Source organism: Saccharomonospora halophila 8 (assembly GCF_000383775.1).
Taxonomy (GTDB): Bacteria; Actinomycetota; Actinomycetes; order Mycobacteriales; family Pseudonocardiaceae; genus Saccharomonospora; species Saccharomonospora halophila.
In genome coordinates this window covers 2,642-18,876 of the sequence record NZ_KB912547.1, presented here as the reverse complement: position 1 = coordinate 18,876, position 16,235 = coordinate 2,642, and the positions used below count along the sequence as shown (strand labels likewise).

General features: G+C 71.3%; 14 protein-coding genes and 1 tRNA gene. 6 read left to right on the top strand and 9 right to left on the bottom strand.

Going from position 1 to position 16,235, the window contains the following annotated elements; all coding sequences use genetic code 11:
- From cysS to SACHA_RS0111070, 5 genes are all read right to left on the bottom strand, one after another.
- The coding region (cysS, locus tag SACHA_RS21570) for a cysteine--tRNA ligase (RefSeq protein ID WP_019809705.1) at positions 1–1,141 on the bottom strand (1,141 nt) is incomplete at its 3' end.
- Positions 1,142–1,160: 19 nt separating this feature from the next.
- Positions 1,161–1,847, bottom strand: a complete 687-nt coding sequence (locus SACHA_RS0111085; protein WP_019809703.1) for an HAD family hydrolase — start codon at positions 1,845–1,847, stop codon at positions 1,161–1,163.
- Positions 1,844–2,323: a 2-C-methyl-D-erythritol 2,4-cyclodiphosphate synthase gene (ispF, locus tag SACHA_RS0111080; protein WP_019809701.1), complete on the bottom strand. Its 480-nt coding sequence runs from the start codon at positions 2,321–2,323 to the stop codon at positions 1,844–1,846. Before ispF ends, SACHA_RS0111085 begins: the two co-directional genes overlap by 4 nt.
- On the bottom strand, positions 2,320–2,922 hold the full coding sequence (locus SACHA_RS0111075; RefSeq protein WP_232211858.1) for an IspD/TarI family cytidylyltransferase: 603 nt from the start codon (positions 2,920–2,922) through the stop codon (positions 2,320–2,322). The genes ispF and SACHA_RS0111075 overlap by 4 nt, the downstream gene beginning before the upstream one ends.
- Before the next feature lie 71 nt (positions 2,923–2,993).
- Positions 2,994–3,485: a CarD family transcriptional regulator gene (locus SACHA_RS0111070; RefSeq protein WP_007023093.1), complete on the bottom strand. Its 492-nt coding sequence runs from the start codon at positions 3,483–3,485 to the stop codon at positions 2,994–2,996.
- Between the two features lie 236 nt (positions 3,486–3,721).
- On the opposite strand from SACHA_RS0111070, the gene SACHA_RS0111065 reads away from it, so the two are divergent.
- The 3 genes from SACHA_RS0111065 (at position 3,722) to SACHA_RS0111055 (ending at position 7,034) form a co-directional block, all read left to right on the top strand.
- Positions 3,722–4,360 (top strand): copper chaperone PCu(A)C, encoded by a 639-nt coding sequence (locus SACHA_RS0111065; protein ID WP_028663083.1) that lies wholly within the window; start codon positions 3,722–3,724, stop codon positions 4,358–4,360.
- Positions 4,361–4,526: 166 nt separating this feature from the next.
- Positions 4,527–5,879 carry a DNA repair protein RadA gene (gene radA / locus SACHA_RS0111060; protein ID WP_020628617.1) on the top strand — a complete coding sequence of 451 codons (1,353 nt, stop codon included), beginning with the start codon at positions 4,527–4,529 and terminating at the stop codon, positions 5,877–5,879.
- Positions 5,880–6,245: 366 nt separating this feature from the next.
- Positions 6,246–7,034, top strand: coding sequence for a hypothetical protein (locus tag SACHA_RS0111055; RefSeq protein ID WP_332253611.1), 789 nt, complete (start codon positions 6,246–6,248; stop codon positions 7,032–7,034).
- A gap of 130 nt (positions 7,035–7,164) precedes the next feature.
- Here SACHA_RS0111055 and otsB read toward each other — a convergent pair whose 3' ends face one another.
- Genes otsB through SACHA_RS0111040 form a run of 3 tightly spaced genes read right to left on the bottom strand, consistent with a single transcriptional unit; the run spans position 7,165 to position 12,738 of the window.
- Positions 7,165–9,696 (bottom strand): trehalose-phosphatase, encoded by a 2,532-nt coding sequence (otsB, locus tag SACHA_RS0111050; protein WP_028663081.1) that lies wholly within the window; start codon positions 9,694–9,696, stop codon positions 7,165–7,167.
- A gap of 42 nt (positions 9,697–9,738) precedes the next feature.
- Entirely contained in the window at positions 9,739–11,187 is a 1,449-nt protein-coding gene (locus SACHA_RS0111045; RefSeq protein WP_019809687.1) for an alpha,alpha-trehalose-phosphate synthase (UDP-forming), read from the bottom strand.
- 24 nt (positions 11,188–11,211) lie between these two features.
- Positions 11,212–12,738 (bottom strand): threonine/serine exporter family protein, encoded by a 1,527-nt coding sequence (locus tag SACHA_RS0111040; RefSeq protein ID WP_019809685.1) that lies wholly within the window; start codon positions 12,736–12,738, stop codon positions 11,212–11,214.
- Between the two features lie 228 nt (positions 12,739–12,966).
- Between SACHA_RS0111040 and SACHA_RS0111035 the strand changes: the two genes are divergently transcribed.
- Positions 12,967–13,039, top strand: a tRNA-Thr gene (locus tag SACHA_RS0111035).
- A 95-nt stretch (positions 13,040–13,134) separates the two neighbouring features.
- Here SACHA_RS0111035 and SACHA_RS0111030 read toward each other — a convergent pair.
- Complete coding sequence (locus SACHA_RS0111030) at positions 13,135–14,088, bottom strand: lipid kinase (protein WP_019809683.1); 954 nt, start codon at positions 14,086–14,088, stop codon at positions 13,135–13,137.
- A gap of 218 nt (positions 14,089–14,306) precedes the next feature.
- Here SACHA_RS0111030 and SACHA_RS0111025 point away from each other — a divergent pair, with 218 nt between their 5' ends.
- Positions 14,307–15,647, top strand: coding sequence for a PP2C family protein-serine/threonine phosphatase (locus tag SACHA_RS0111025; RefSeq protein WP_028663079.1), 1,341 nt, complete (start codon positions 14,307–14,309; stop codon positions 15,645–15,647).
- Between the two features lie 2 nt (positions 15,648–15,649).
- Positions 15,650–16,235: cobalamin B12-binding domain-containing protein (locus tag SACHA_RS21565; protein ID WP_019809679.1), on the top strand; the 586-nt coding region annotated here is incomplete at its 3' end.

Genomic DNA, 16,235 nt, shown 5'->3' with positions numbered 1-16,235 from the left:
TGGCGGCCAGCTCCGCCGCCTTGGCGTCGTCGCCCGCGTCGAGCGCGGCGTTGCCGTCCCGGACGGTGTTGTGCAGGGCCGCGAACGCCTGCGGGGTGCCGAGGTCGTCGTCGAGCGCGTCGCCGAACTCGGCGGGGACCGCGCCGACGGGTACCGCACCGGCCTGGCCGGCCACCCGGCGCAGGAACTGCTCGATCCGCCGGTAGCCGTGCGCCGACTCGGACAGTGCCTCGTCCGAGTATTCGATGGTGGAGCGGTAGTGCGGCTGGATCAGGTAGAAGCGCAGCTCCACCGGACGGTGCCTGCGCAGCATCTGCGGGATCGAGACGATGTTGCCCAGCGACTTCGACATCTTCTCGCCGGACAGGGTCACCCAGGCGTTGTGCAGCCAGTACCGCGCGAAGCCGTCGCCCGCGGCGTGCGACTGCGCCCGTTCGTTCTCGTGGTGCGGGAAGACCAGGTCCACCCCGCCGCCGTGGATGTCGAACTCCGAGCCGAGGTAGGTCGTGGCCATCGCCGAGCACTCCAGGTGCCAGCCGGGCCGCCCGTCGCCCCACGGCGTCGGCCAGGACGGCTCCCCCGGCTTGCTGCCCTTCCACAGGGTGAAGTCGCGGGGGTCGCGCTTGGTGCCGGTCTGCGACTCGCCCTGCTGCACCTCGTCCGGGCGCTGGTTGGACAGCACACCGTAGTCGCCGAACGAGCCCACCGAGAAGTAGACGTCGCCGCCCTCGGCGTAGGCGTGTCCGCGGTCGAGCAGCCGCTGGATCAGCTCGATCATCTGGGTGATGTGCCCGGTCGCGCGCGGGGTCGCGGAGGCGGGCAGGCAGCCCAGCGCGTCGAAGGCCTCCTCGAACGCCCGCTCGTGCGTGGCCGCCCACTCCCACCAGGGCCTGCCCGCGTCGGCGGCCTTGGCGATGATCTTGTCGTCGATGTCGGTGACATTGCGGACCAGCAGCACGTCCATTCCGTTGTGGACGAGCCAGCGACGCAGCACGTCGTAGTTCAGCGCACCCCGGACGTGCCCGATGTGCGGGACGCCCTGCACGGTGGCCCCGCAGACGTACATGGTCGCCGTGCCGGTCCGCGCGGGCGTGAACTCGCGCACCTGCCTGGTCGCGGTGTCGAACAGTCGAAGGGCCACGTCGTCAGATGGTACGGGTCTACAGCGCGGCGTGGTCGCGCAGGGCGGCCAGCAATCCGTCCGTCCGCTCCGCTGTCGGGAGCGGTTCCACCTGCGCGAACGCGCAGCCCAGACGGCGGGCGCCGCCGTCGGCCTCCGCGCTGTCGCCCACCATGAGGGTCCGCTCGGGGGCCACGCCGAGCCGGTCCAGCAGCAGGCGGAAGACGGCCGGGTCGGGTTTGATCGCGCCCACCTCGTAGGAGAGCACGAACTCGTCGACGTGGGCGTCCAGCCCGTGCGCGGCGAAGGCGGGCCGGATGTCGAAGGCGATGTTGCTCAGCACCCCCACCGACACCCCGCGTCCGGACAGCGCCCCGAGCACGGTCCCCGCGTCGGGGTAGGGCGTCCATTCGGACGGGTCCACGAGCCTGCGGTAGAGCGCCTTCGCCTGTTCCACCCCCGGGACACCGGACTGCCGCAGCACCTCCAGGTACACCTTCCGGTGCAGCGCCGGGTCCAGGTCGCGGTTCTCCCAGGCGTGCCGGTGCTCGTCGTCGAGGTCGACGGTCAACGTCACCGGCGCGGTCATCCTCCGCAGCAGCTCGGTCTGCGCCTCGACGTCGAGCGGGTCACCGTCGTGGTCGGTGACGTCGGTCAGCCAGTCGGGGTCGTGCTCCAGCCGGAACAGGGTGCCGGAGAAGTCGAACAGCACCGCGTCGACGCTCACCGCGGCTCCCCGTCCCGCGGCAGCAGCAGCGCGCTCGCGACTGCCGCGAGGCCCTCACCGCGTCCGGTGAGGCCGAGACCGTCGCTGGTCGTCGCGGACACGGCCACCGGCCCGCCTGCCGCCGTGCCGAGTGTCTCCTCGGCCTCCGCGCGGCGGGGGCCGATCCGCGGAGCGTTGCCGATCACCTGCACGACGGCGTTGCCCAGGCGGTAGCCGGCCGTCCCGACCCGGCCGCGCACCTCCGTCACGAGCTCGGTGCCGTGCGCGCCGGCCCAACGATCGTCGCCCGTGCCGAACACCGAGCCGAGATCACCCAGCCCGGCCGCCGACAGCAGCGCGTCACACAACGCGTGCGCGGCCACGTCACCGTCCGAGTGACCCGTGCAGCCGTTCACACCCGGCCAGTGCAGCCCGGCGATCCAGCACTCCCGGCCCACCTCGACGGGGTGGACGTCGACGCCCTGGCCGATCCTCATGGTTCTCCCTCCGCCTGCAGCAGCGCCTCCAGCACGGTGCGGTCGAAGGCCGTGCGCACCCGCATCCCGTGGGGGTGTCCCGGCACCGTGTGGACGGCCGTGCCGCAGGTGGTCAGGGGGTCGGCGAGGTCGGCGTCGGCGAGCGCGTCGGCGGTGAATCCCCACGGCGCCAGCGTCCGGCGCAGACCGTCCCGATCCCGCGTGCCCAGCAGCAGGTCGTCGGGGGCGGTGCGCTTGACCGTGTCGGTGACCGCCTCGACCGGCACCACCGCCCCGGCCCCGGCGCGCAGGGCCTCCACGACCGCGCGGACCGTCTCCGGCGGCGTACACGGGTACTCGACGTCGTGCAGCAGTACGACGTCTCCCGGTCCGGGCGCCACGGCGTTCCACGCGGACCGCAGCGAGCCGACACGGTCGTCCGTACCCGGGACGACCTCCACCGGGCAGCGGTCGACGCCCGCGGAGGCCGGGACCGCGGAGGTGCCGACGTCGCGGTAGTCGGCCACCGTGCCGGGTGGTCCCGCCACGACGACCCGTTCGACACACCCCGACCGGGACAGTGCCCGCACGCAGTGCCTCAGCAGTGATGTGTCACACACCTCGGCGAGTGCACCCGAGCCGGGGACGTCCCCCGCTCCGAGAGGGATCAGTGCGAAGACGTTCAGAGCCGTCAGACCACCGTGGTGTCGAGCACCTCGTCCAGCAGCACCTCGGCCTTGCCTTCATCGGTGCCCTCGGCGAGGGCGAGCTCACTGACCAGGATCTGCCGCGCCTTGGCCAACATGCGCTTCTCTCCCGCGGACAAGCCACGGTCCTTCTCCCGCCGCCACAGGTCGCGCACCACTTCGGCCACCTTGTTCACGTCGCCCGAGGCGAGCTTCTCCACGTTGGCCTTGTACCGCCGAGACCAGTTCGTCGGTTCGTCGGTGTGCGGTGTCCGCAACACGTCGAAGACGTGGTTCAAGCCGTCCTGGTTGACCACGTCACGCACACCGACCACCTCGGCGTTGTCGGCGGGGACGCGAACCGTGAGATCGCCTTGCGCGACCTTCAGCACGAGGTACTGTTTCTCCTCGCCCTTGATCACGCGGGTCTCGATTGCTTCGATGAGTGCGGCACCGTGGTGCGGGTAGACGACGGTCTCTCCGACCTTGAAAACCATGTGTCCTCTGCCCCTTTCGCTGTCCCCATCCTAGCACGCGGTTTCGCGGCCGAACCAGGCACCCGGCCTCGTCCTCGCAGGTCAGTGGCCTGAGCCGGCCGGTCGAGGGGTTGACAAACACGTGATCCGCATACTCACGCAGGTGGGGCCGCGGGAGCCGGGCGCGCGCGGGGAGGTCCATTCCGGACCGGGGCGACCGGCGCGGTGAAAGGTGCGCCACACGTCCGGGGCACCCGATGACGCGCACGGTCGCGCTGCGGATACTCTCCCGGAGAGGTAGCCTCGGGGAGAAGGGACTCGGAGAAGTGAAACGTCGCATGGTGTCCGCGGCCGTGGTCGCCGTCGGTGCCGCACTGCTCGTCTCCGGTTGCGCGGCGGGCCAGATCACGCAGACGGACTCCCAGGTCGCGACGATCAACGGAACCCGCGCCCAGGCCGGCGACATCGCCATCCGTAAGGCCGAACTCGCCTACCCCGAGGGCGACGACCCCCTCTACCGTGCGGGCACGAGCCCGGGCGTGGCCATGTACCTGGTCAACGAGTCCGAGCTGCGGGACGACACGCTGGTGTCGGCGAGCACCGACGCGGCGGCCAACGTCGTACTGAACGGTTCGCGCGAGGTGCCCGCCCAGGGGGCGCTCGTGATCGCGCCGGAACCGCAGGCGGCCGGGGTGCCGCGGCCCGAGCTGGAGATCCAAACACGGGCGGACATGACCCTGCAGGGGCTCAACCGGGACGTGCGCCCGAGCCAGACGGTGACCATGACGCTCACCTTCCGCGAGGCGGGCCGGGTCACCTTCGACATGCCCGCCACCATCCCGGACACCCCACGCTTCGACGTTACCCCTTCCCCGGCGCCGGAAGGCGGCCACTGAGCCTTACCGCGGTTGTGCCGTGAAGGGCACTTTCCCTGCGTCGGATGCCGTGAGGGGCACTTTCGCTGCGTGTGATGCAGGGAAAGTGCCCCTCACGGCATGACGGCGCGCGGTGTGTCCGCGAGGTGCCTCCGGGATCGTCGGTGGGGGGCGTTAGCGTCTGGGTGTGGTCAGGAAGGGCACGAGCTACCGCTGTGCGGAGTGCGGCCTCGACGTCGCGAAGTGGGTGGGCCGCTGCCCGGAGTGTCACGCCTGGGGCACGATCGAGGAGCGCTCCGCCCCGACGAAATCGCCGGTGGCTCAGGTCGCGGCCGGCGCGCCGAGCTCACCCGCGAAGCCGATCTCCGAGGTCGACGTCGAGACCTCCCGCGCCCGTCCCACCGGGGTGGCCGAGCTGGACCGGGTGCTCGGCGGCGGCTTCGTCCCCGGCGCGGTGACGCTGCTCGCCGGGGAACCCGGCGTCGGCAAGTCGACGCTGCTGCTGGAGGTCACCCATCAGTGGGCGACGCACAGCGGCACCAGCGCGCTGTACGTGACGGGGGAGGAGTCGGCCGGCCAGGTGCGGTTGCGCGCCGAGCGCACCGGCAATGTCGCCGAGCGGATGTACCTGGCCGCCGAGAGCGACCTCTCCGCGGTGTTCGGCCACGTCGACGACGTCAAGCCCGGGCTGTTGATCGTGGACTCGGTGCAGACGATGTCGTCTCCCCAGGCCGAGGGTGCACCCGGCGGCGTGACGCAGGTGCGGGCCGTGGCGTCCGCGCTGGTGGCACTGGCCAAGGAGCGGGGCCTGCCGGTGGTGCTCGTCGGGCACGTGACCAAGGAGGGCTCGGTCGCCGGGCCGCGGGTGCTGGAGCATCTGGTGGATGTCGTGCTTCAGTTCGAGGGGGACAAGCACTCGACGCTGCGGATGGTTCGCGGGGTGAAGAACCGCTTCGGTGCCGCGGACGAGATCGGCTGTTTCGAGCTGCACGACGAGGGCATCGTCGGTGTCGCCGACCCGTCCGGGCTGTTCCTGAACCGGCACGCCGAGGCGGTCCCGGGCACCGCCGTCACCGTCACCGTCGAGGGCAAGCGACCCCTGCTGGGGGAAGTGCAGGCCCTCGTGGCCGATTCCGCCCTGCCACAGCCCCGCCGCGCCGTCAGCGGGCTCGACTCCTCCCGGGTGAGCATGGTGCTGGCGGTGCTGGAGAAGCGCACCGGCCACCCGCTCGGCGGTAAGGACGTCTACACCGCCACCGTCGGCGGAATGAAGGTGACCGAACCGGCGGTGGACCTCGCCGTCGCGCTGGCGGTGTGGTCGGCGATGAGCGACCGGGCGTTGTCGCCGCGGCTGGTGGCGATCGGCGAGGTCGGCCTCGCGGGGGAGATCCGCCGGGTGACCGGCGTCGGCCGCCGCCTGGCCGAGGCGGCGCGCCTCGGTTTCACCCACGCCTTCGTCCCCCCGGACGCGGGCCCCCTCCCGGACGGCATCAAGACCCGCGAAGTCACCAACCTCGCCGAAGCCCTCAACACCCTCTGACCTTCCCCGCTCGCGCCGCCGGTGTTGTGCCGTGAGGGGCACTTTCCCTGCATGTGGTGCCGTGAGGGGCACATTCACTGCACGTGACGCAGGGAAAGTGCCCCTCACGCCGCCCCTCCAGTCGTCCACAGTGGGGTAGTTGTCCACAGGGGGCGGGGAGTCGGGATGACGTGACCGGCTGCCGCGGCCGACGGTGAAGGGGTGCGAAGAGGGCGTTGGAATGACCTGACCGAGATGTTGTCGCAGCGCAGCCGGAACCGGGTCCTGCGGGTGGCTGAGCTTGAGGCCGAGGGAATGGGGAGCTCGTCCGTGTATCGACGATGCCTTCCCGGAGGGCCCTGGACGTGGCTTCTCCCCGGGGTCGTCATGCTGCAGAATTCAGCACCGACCCGAGAACAGATGATCACGGCCGCTTTGCTCTATGCCGGGCCCGACGCCGTTCTGACGGGTGCGGAGGCGTGTCGGCGGCATGGTCTGCGGGTCGACCGTTCGGACGGCGAGCGGCTACACCTGCTGATCCCCCATGACGACCGCATCGTGAGCAGTGGCTTTGTCACCATAGAACGCACCCGTCGAATGCCGAGAGCAACTGTGCGGGGGCGGATTCCCTTGGCCCCGGTTGTCCGGGCGGTTCTCGACTCCGTACGTCGCGTGCGGTCGTCGGGACCGATCGCCAAACTCCTGATCGAGTCGGTGCAGCATGGCGGCTGCACTACGCGGGCTCTCCGTGCGGAGCTCGACCGAGGTTCACAACGTGGAACAGCGATCCCCCGCCGGGTGCTCGGCGAGATCGACAACCTGCGTTCGGTCTCCGAGCTACACGGCCGCCGGGCCGCTTCCCGACTCGCTGTCCCGCCGACACATTGGAACCCGGTTCTGCACACCGAGGACGGCACCTATCTTGCCCGCCCGGATGCCTGGTGGGATGACGTCGGCCTGGCCTGGGAGATCGACTCGATGGAGTTCCACTACGCGCGTAGCGATCACGCGAAGACGGTTGCTCGAAACAGTCGCTACGCACAGGCCGGCGTCGCCGTCGTGCAGACGTTGCCTTCACGTCTGATCGAGGACACAGCGGCGGTACTCGGTGAAGTGGAGGCGGCTTATCGAGCGGCCGCGGCCCGTCCCCGCCCCCGGGTGAACCTCCGCAGCTGAGTGGGATCGAGCCGACACGGCCCGCTCGCTCGTTGGTCGTGAGGGGCACATTCCCTGCGTTTGAGGCAGCGAGGGGCACTTTCCCTGCATCCAGCGCAGGGAAAGTGCCCTTCACGGCACAACACCCCGGTCAGGTCTCCGAGAGGAGGCGGGCGCAGCGGATGAGGCCGATGTGGGAGTAGGCTTGGGGGTGGTTGCCGAGGGAGCGTTCGGCGACCGGGTCGTACTGTTCCGGCAGGAGGCCGGTCGGGCCCGCCGCGTCCATCATCTGCTCGAACAGTTCCTGCGCCTCGGTGCGGCGGCCGCTGAGCAGGTACGCCTCGATCATCCACGCCGCGCACAGGTGGAAGCCGCCCTCCTCGCCGGGCAGGCCGTCGTCGCGGTGGTAGCGGTACACCGTCGACCCGCTGCGCAGCTCCGCCTCGATCGCCGTCACGGTCGACTGGAACCGCTCGTCCTGCGGGTCCAGCAGCCCGGACAGGCCGACGAACAGCGATGCGGCGTCGAGGTCGGTGCCGTCGTAGGCGGTGGTGTAGGCGTGCACCGTCGGGTTCCACCCGTTCTCGAGCACGTCGGCGGCGATCTCGTCGCGCAGCTCCGGCCAGCCCGTGGGCACCGGACGGCCGTAGATCTCGGCGAGCTTGATCGCGCGGTCGATCGTCACCCAGCACATCACCCGGGAGTACACCCGGTGCCGCGGCACGTGGCGTTCCTCCCAGATGCCGTGGTCGGGCTCGGACCAGCGGCGGGTGACGGCCTCCGCCATCGCCCGCACCATCTGCCAGTCCTCGTCGCGCAGTTCGCCGCGCGCCTCGGCCAGGGTCATCACCAGCTCCACCACGGGCCCGAACACGTCGAGCTGCACCTGATGGTTGGCGAGGTTGCCGACCCGGACCGGGCGCGACCCCTTGTAACCGGGCAGCGAGTCGATCACAGCCTCCGCGCCGATCTGCGTCCCGGCCAGCGTGTACAGCGGGTGCAACCGTTCCGGACCGGCCAGCGTGGACAGCACCCCGTGCAGCCAGCGCAGGAACCCCTCGGCCTCGTCCAGTGAGCCGAGGGTGACCAGCTCGCGCACGGTCATCGCGCCGTCGCGGATCCAGCAGTAGCGATAGTCCCAGTTGCGCACCCCGCCGATCTCCTCGGGCAGAGAGCTGGTGGCCGCGGCCATCACACCGCCGGTGTCGGCGTCGGCGAGTCCACGCAGGGTCAGCGCCGACCGGGCGACGAGGTCGGGCGCCACCTGTGGGAGCTTCAGCGTCGTGGCCCACTCGCTCCAGTACCGGCCCGCCCGCGCACGGCGGTCCACCTCGGGCAGGTCGTGCGGGCCGAGGTCGGTGGTGCCGCACCGCAGCTCCAGCACCGCGGGCCGGTCCGGCTCCAGGTCGACGAGCGCGGTCGCGGTGTCGTTCAGCCCGTCGTTGGTGATCTCCCACTGCACACCCGGCGAGCGCAGCACGAACGGCTCGGACGTGCCGAGCACCCGCAGCCCGTCCTCCTCCCGCAGCAGCCGCACCGGCACCCCGCCGAACTCCGGCCGCGGCGCGAAGACCAGCGACGCCGTCGTCTCCCCACTGATCACCCGTACCAGATCGGTGCGGTGCGGGGGGCTCTCCGGCTCCAGGTAGTCCGTGACCAGCAGCCGCGACCAGCGGGTCTCCACGGTCATGGTGTTCGGAAGGTAACGCTGCCCCAGCGGCAGACCGTTGCGGTGCGGCTTCACCGAGAAGTGCCCCGCGCCCTCCCCGCCGAGCAGGTCGGCGAACACGGCGGGCGCGTCCGGGCCGGGGTGGCACAGCCACGTCAGCTTCGCGTCCGGCGTCAGAAGCGCCACCGACCGCTCACTGGCCAGCATCGACAGCCGTTCGATGGGCGGGGCCTGTTTGCCGTAGAGCCAGTTGCGCCGTTCCTCCACCAGGAACGCGAGCACGGTGGCGACGTCGGTGGTGTCGGCGATGCGGTACTGGGCCAGCGTCTCCCCGTCACCGACCTTCACCCCGAGGTCGGGTCCGGTCAGCCGGGCGAACGCCTTCTCGTCGGTGACGTCATCGCCGAGGAACACCGCGGCGGTGGCGCCCGCCTGGTGGCGCAGGGTGTCGAGGGCCTGCCCCTTGTCGGTGCGCACGACCGACAGCTCGACGACCTCCTTGCCGTCGGTCGTCGTCACGCCGTCCCAGGTGCAGGGTCCCGCGTGGACGGCGTCGACGACCCGGCGGGCCTCGTCGCGGTCGGCGCGGCGCACGTGGACGGCGACCCCCGCCGGTTTGGCCTCCAGGGCCACCCCGGAGACGCCGTCGGTGATCCGCTCCACCTCGGCTTGGACCGCGCGGTGGAGCTCGCGCGACCCGGGGTCCAACGCATGCACGAACCCGATGTCGAACTCGGAACCGTGGCTGCCGACGAGGTGCACCTCGGCGGGCAACCGGGAGAGGATGGCGAGATCCCGCAGGGCGCGTCCGGAGATCACCGCGGTGGTGGTTTCGTGCAGCGACGCCAACGACCGCAGCGCGCCGACAGATTCCGGGCGGGCGCGGGCGTCCTCCGGTTGGGTCGTGATCGGCGCCAGCGTCCCGTCGTAATCGCAGGCGACCAGCAGGCGCGGCGTCCTGGCGATCTGCACTATCGCGCGCCGCAGCTCAGCAGGCAGGGCCTCAGCGGTCAACACTCCTCCTTCAGGGGAGCTACACAGTCAGTCCGGGGGACGTCAGGAGGCCGTTTCGGTCCCGAGCGCGTCGAGGAACGAGCGTGCCCACCTGTCCACGTCGTGCGTCAGGACCTGACGGCGCAAGGCGCGCATCCGGCGCCGCCCTTCCGCCGGGTCGAGAGTAATAGCTTGTTCGAGGGCGTTCTTCACCCCGTCCAGGTCGTGCGGGTTGACCAGGAAGGCGCTGTTCAGCTCGGCCGCCGCACCGGCGAACTCGGAGAGCAGGAGGGCACCGCCGAGGTCGTGCCGGGCGGCGACGTACTCCTTGCAGACCAGGTTCATCCCGTCCCGCAGCGGGGTGACCACCATGACGTCCGCGGCGGCGAAGAACGCGGCGAGCTCCGAGCGGTTCACCGACTGGTGCAGGTAGTGCACCACCGGCCTGCCGACCCGGGCGAACTCGCCGTTGATCCGGCCCACCATCTGCTCGATGTCGCTGCGCATGCGCTGGTAGTGCTCGACGCGCTCGCGGCTCGGCGTGGCGAGCTGGACGAACGTGACGTCCTCGGGTTTGACCCGCCCCTCCTGCAGCAGTTCGTGGAAGGCCTGCAGCCGCAGGTCGATGCCCTTGGTGTAGTCGAGGCGGTCGACGCCGAGCAGCACGGTCCTCGGGTCACCGAGCTCGTGCCGCACCTCGACGGCCCGCTCGGTGACAGCGCGGCTGCGGGACAGCGTGTCCAGCCCGGCCGCGTCGATCGAGATGGGGAACGCGCCGACCCGGACGGTGCGGTCGCCGACCTGCACCATGCCGGGACGGGACCGCACCCCGACCGACCCGCGGCTGGGTTCCAGCCCGATCAGCTGGCGGGCCAGCCAGAGGAAGTTCTGCGCACCACCGGGCCGGTGGAACCCGACGAGGTCGGCCCCGATCAGCCCGCGCACGATCTCGGCCCGCCACGGCAGCTGCATGAACAGCTCCACCGGCGGGAACGGGATGTGCAGGAAGAACCCGATCCGCAGGTCGGGACGCAGTTCCCGGAGCATCGTGGGCACCAACTGGAGCTGGTAGTCCTGCACCCACACCGTCGCGCCCTCGCCCGCCACGGCGGCGGCGGCCTCGGCGAACCGCCGGTTGACCCGGACGTAGCTCTCCCACCAGCTGCGGTCGAACACCGGCCGGGCCACCACGTCGTGGTACAGCGGCCAGAGCGTGGCGTTGGAGAAGCCCTCGTAGTAGTCCCGGACGTCGGTCGAGGTCAGCATCACCGGGTGCAGGATCAGGCCGTCGTCGGTGAACTCCTCCACCTCGACGTCCGGGACGCCGGGCCAGCCGACCCACGCGCCCTGGCGGGAGCGCAGGAACGGTTCCAGCGCGGACACGAGCCCGCCGGGGCTCTGTGTCCAGCGCTGGGTTCCGTCGGAGGCGCGTTCGAGGTCGACCGGCAGACGGTTGGCCACGACCACGAACTCGGCCCGGGCGTGCGACTCGGCGTTTCCGGCGGGTGACATGGTTCAAACAGTATCGCGCGGGCGCTACTCCAGCGGGCGGCCAGTGTCCAGCGGACCCGCCATCCGGGGACCCGCCAGCTTGCGTTCGAGCCTGCTCAGCCCGGTGCGCACGGGTTGCGCGAGGAACTCCCCGAGCACCACCCCCGCGGCCAGCGCCAGGCCGATCGCGGCCGCCGTCATCAGTCCGGTGATGGTGCCGTTGTCGATCAGTTCGGACATGCCCCGGTAGGTGGCGAACCCGGGCAACAGCGGGGTGATGCCGGAGACGGCGACCACCAGCGGCGTCACCTTCAACCTCCGGGCGAGGACACCGCCACCGAGGCCGACGAGCGTGGTGGCGAAGGCCGCGCCGATGATCGGGTTGTACCCGAGGGAGCTCAGGACCCCGTATCCGGTGGCGCCCACCGCACCCGCGACCGCGGCGACCAGCAGCGGACGGATCTTCGAGTAGGACGCCAGCGCGAAGCAGGCCGCCGCCCCCGTGCCCGCGAACATCATGATGTGCAGCTCGCCGACGGCGGTGGAAGGCGCGATCGGGTCCGGCGCCCGGGACGCGCCGAACTGGACCGCGATGCTGATGCCGGCCGCGACCCCGGTGATCAGCCCGGCACTCATCAGCACGACCTCCAGCATCCGCCCGGCGGCGGTGACGTAGTAGCCGGTGATGGCGTCCTGCACCGCGGAGACGGTGGACAGGCCGGACAGCAGCACGGTCAACGCGGCGGCCACCACGAGCGTGGGTCTCTGCAGTTCGAGGAAGTCCAGGTTGACGATCACCATGGCCGACAGGGTGGCGACGAACCCACCCGCGACCTGCTGGAAGAAGAACGGCAGGGAGTACCGGTTCAGCACGCGCCCCACCCGGTCCACCACGGAACTGATCAGGAACGCGGTCACCGGGGCCCAGGTGCCCCAGCCGCCGAGCAGCAGGGTGATGAACGCGGCCATGCCGCCCCAGGCCAGCGTGGAGACCCAGCGCGGGTAGGGGTGCCTGGCCGTGGTGAGCCGGTGCAGCTCGGTGTAGGCGTCCTCGATGCTGATCCGGTTGTGGATCAGGCGTTGCACGAGCCGCTCGGTCTCGGACAGCCGCGTGTAGTCGAGGCTGCGGGAGCGGACGACGCGCAGCACGGTCACCGGGGGCAGATCACTGCCCCGGAGACAGCTCACCGTGACGGAGGTGAAGATGACGTCGACCTCGCACCGCGGCAGACCCAGCGCGCGGGTCAACGTCAGGATGGTGGCGGTGACGTCGGAGGCACCCGCCCCGTTCGCCATCTGGACCTCACCGATCCGGGTGACGAGGTCGAGCACCATGTGCACGGTCGCCTCGTCCGGAAGTTCCGGTCCGATGGCCCCTTCCGGTGCCGGCTGGACCGCGGGCAGTTCCCCTGTCGGGGCCTCCAGAACCTGCCAGGCTCGCTGCCGGGTCCTGCCGCCGCGCTGCTGCCGCGGCGAGCGCTTCTCGGTGTGCTCCTCGGCCGGTGCTTCCAGGATCTGCCACGCGTGCCGGCGCTTGGGTGCCGCCGCACGAGCGCGCGGCCTGAGCTTCATTTCCACCTCCTTGCGGGATCCCCGAGAGAACATCGGCCGCTTGTCACCGGCCGTTGCACACCGACGGTCGTGCCGTATACCACATTGTTGTAGTACGGTGACCTGCACCGAATGTAGTCGCTGCCAAGCCGTTGAGCAGCTTCGTCACGGGTGGTGGGCGGCCACTGTGGCGGAGATCGCGGTGGATATAGTTGGAGTGGAGCCCCTCGTCGCCACGGGAGGCGTCCGGCCGGTATAGCTCAGTTGGTAGAGCGTCTGTCTTGTAAACAGAAGGTCAGGGGTTCGAGCCCCCTTGCCGGCTCAGTATCGGACAGGGGACACCATGATCGGAAGTCCCCGTCAGGTGCGGTCCGCGCCCGCTCCGGCACTGTCGGTGCCGGAGCGGGCGGGTGGTCCTCAGTCCCGTTTGGCGCGGGCACCGTCCAGGGTCGCGGCGGTGCTCCCGGTCGGCACCACCACGTGCAGCGCGTTGCGCTCGATCGCGAACAGCGTCGGCGTGGTCCCGGCGATCTCACCGTCCACGGTGACGTCCGACGGCGGGTCGGTGCTCAGCCGCACCCGCCGGGTCGTCAGGTAGTGCACGTTGTCGTGCCGCACGAACGTGCCGTCGCGCAGGCGGCGGGCGATCGTCACATGTTCCGGCAGGTTGCCGCGCACGATGGCGACGAGGTCGAGTTCGTGGTCGTCGATGCCCGCGGTGGGCGAGATGGCGTTGCCCCCGCCGTAGTAGCGCCCGTTGCCGACCGTGACCTGGAGGAGGTCGTCGAGGTCCACCGGCTCGTGGTCGCCGTCCGGGAACTCCAGCCGGGCCCGGAACGGCCGGTGCTGCCGGTACGCGCGGGCGGTGGCCACCGGGTAGGCCAGCGGGCCGAGGAACTTCTTCAGCCGCGCGGTCAACGCCTCGGTCACGCCCACGGCCAGGCCCACCGAGGCGACGTTGAGCAGTGGTTCGCCGTCCACCCGCCCCACGTCCACGTCCACCACCCTGCCCGAGGCGAGTGCGTGACAGGCGGTGACCGGGTCGGCGGGCACGTGCAGGGTCCGGGCGAAGTCGTTCGCGGTGCCCAGCGGCAGGATGCCCAGGGTGCGGTCGGTGCCCGCGAGCAGCCCCGCGGCGGTGCTGAGGGTGCCGTCGCCCCCGCCGACCACGATCAGGTCGTGGTCGGCCTTTAGTACCCGCCGCAGGGTGGGTTCCATCTCGGCCCCGTCCGTGACCGCGTGCGTGGTCACCACGGGCAGCCCCGTGCGCGCCAGCCGGCGCACGACCGGCCCGTAGTGCTCCGCTCCGCGCCGGGACCCCGTGTTGACGACGACCGCGACGCGGCGGGCCTCTGCCGCTTCCCGCAACATGGCACGAGACTATTCCCGGCCGTGTACGACCGCGGTGTGGCGTGCTCCGGCGCGGGTCGGTCGCCCCCCGTACCCGGTCCGGCACCCCGGGGGAAGGACGGCCCGGAAGAACCGCCGAAGTCCGGCAAACCACGAAAATCCGGTGCGCGCAACGCGGCGAACTCGGCGCCGCGGTCACGTACAGTCGGATTCGTCGCCGTTGTGCCGAGGAGTTCGATGTGGACACGGCAGTGAACCGACAGACTCCGGACCGGGTGCCGGGCCAACCCCGCCGCCGGGATGAGCGATCCAGCGACCGGGCCTCTGACTGGGCGGCCGTAAAGTTCATCCAGGATTCCTCCCAGCAGCTCGCGGTGTCGTTGAACGTCCGTCGCACGATGCTGCGCGCGGTGCGCCTCGCCGTCCCGCAGCTTGGGGATTGGGCGATGGTCGCGGTGTTCGACGACATGGGCGCGTGGGTGGTCGGCGGGCCGGACGGCGGGTCGGGAGGGGCACGGTCGGCTGATCCCGTCCCCGTCGGCAGGCTCGACCCGGGCAGTGCCCTGGCCCGGATCAAGCGCGTGGGCCACACCGAGCTGCGCACCGCACGGGACGACGACTTGGGGGCCGTGCTGCGGGACCTCGTCCCACTGGAGTCGCTCCGGGAACAGGCGGAGAGCCTCGAACCGTCGAGCGTGCTCGCGGTGGGGCTGGACAGCGGTGGCACCACGAACGGCGTGCTGGTCACTGTCACCGGCCCCGACCGCGCGTACACCGACGGTGAGGTGCGGCTGACCGAGGAGTTCGGGCGCCGGGTCGCCGTCGCGGTGCAGTCGGCGAAGCTGTACGAGGAGCGGGCGGAGATGGCGGAAGCGCTGCAGGAGACCCTGCGGCCGCCCGAGCTGCCACAGTATCCGGAGGTCCGGATGGCGGCGCGGTACCGTTCCTCCTCCGAACGCACCGACATCGGTGGCGACTTCTACGACGTCCACGGCGCCTCGGACGACTTCACCGTGGTGATCGGGGACGTGTGCGGCAAAGGCATCCGCGCCGGGGTGCTCACCGGCCAGGCCCGCCAGACGATCAGGACGGCCGCGCACATCGACCGGTCACCGTCCCGCGTCCTGCGCACGTTGAACGAGGTGCTGCGCACCCAGCCCGAGAAGCGCTTCGTCAGTCTCGCCTGCGTCCGGCTGCGCCGGGGGCGCGACGACGGGGACCTGCTCGCCACCCTCGCCGTGGCCGGGCACCCACCCCCGCTGGTATTGCGCCGCGACGGCACCGTCGACGAACCGGACGCGCGCGGCACGGTGGCGGGCATCGTCCCGAACCTGTCCTACGACGAGGTGGATTTCCGGCTCGCCCCGGGGGAGACGCTCCTGCTCTACACCGACGGGGTCGACGAGGCACGGGGCCCGTACGGGTTCTTCGGCGCCGACCGGCTGCGGCGTCTGCTGCCGCACTACGCGGGCGCGAGCCCGGCGACGTTGTGCGAGGCGGTCGAGCAGCACGTGGTCGAGCACATCGGGGGCGAGGGCCACGACGACATCGCGGTCTTGGCGATCCGGAACGAGAGCTGACCGTGACGCGGGCGGTGTCGGGCGCGGGGGCGAGGGACCTGACGGAGCTGGTGCGGCCGTTGGAGCGGGCGCTGGTTCTGGGCGACACCGCGCAGGCCACCGCGATGGCCGAACAGGCGCTCGACGAGGGGGCCGACCCGGTGGCCGTGCTCTCCGATCTGCTGGCGCCGATCCAACACCGGATCGGCGAGCGCTGGCAGCGTGGTGAGTGGTCGGTGGCGCAGGAACACATCGCCACCGGCGTCTCGGTGGCGGTCACCGAGTGCGTCGCCCAGCGGGTGCGGCAGTGGTACCCGGTGACCCGGGGGCGCGTCGTGGTCGGCTGCCCGGAACGCGAGTGGCACGCGCTGCCGGCGCTGATGGTGGGGACCGCGCTGCGCAGGCAGGGGTGGGAGGTGACCTACCTGGGTGCGGCCACCCCGGCGGAGCGCCTGTCGTCGCATCTACAGAAGCTCGACCCGGTCGCGGTGGCGGTGAGCTGCTCGCTGGCGGGCGGGCTGCCCCACGCCCGCCGCTTCATCGAGGCCGCCACGATGGTGGGGGTCCCGGTCCTCGCGGGCGGGGCCGCGTTCGGGCCGGACGACGTCC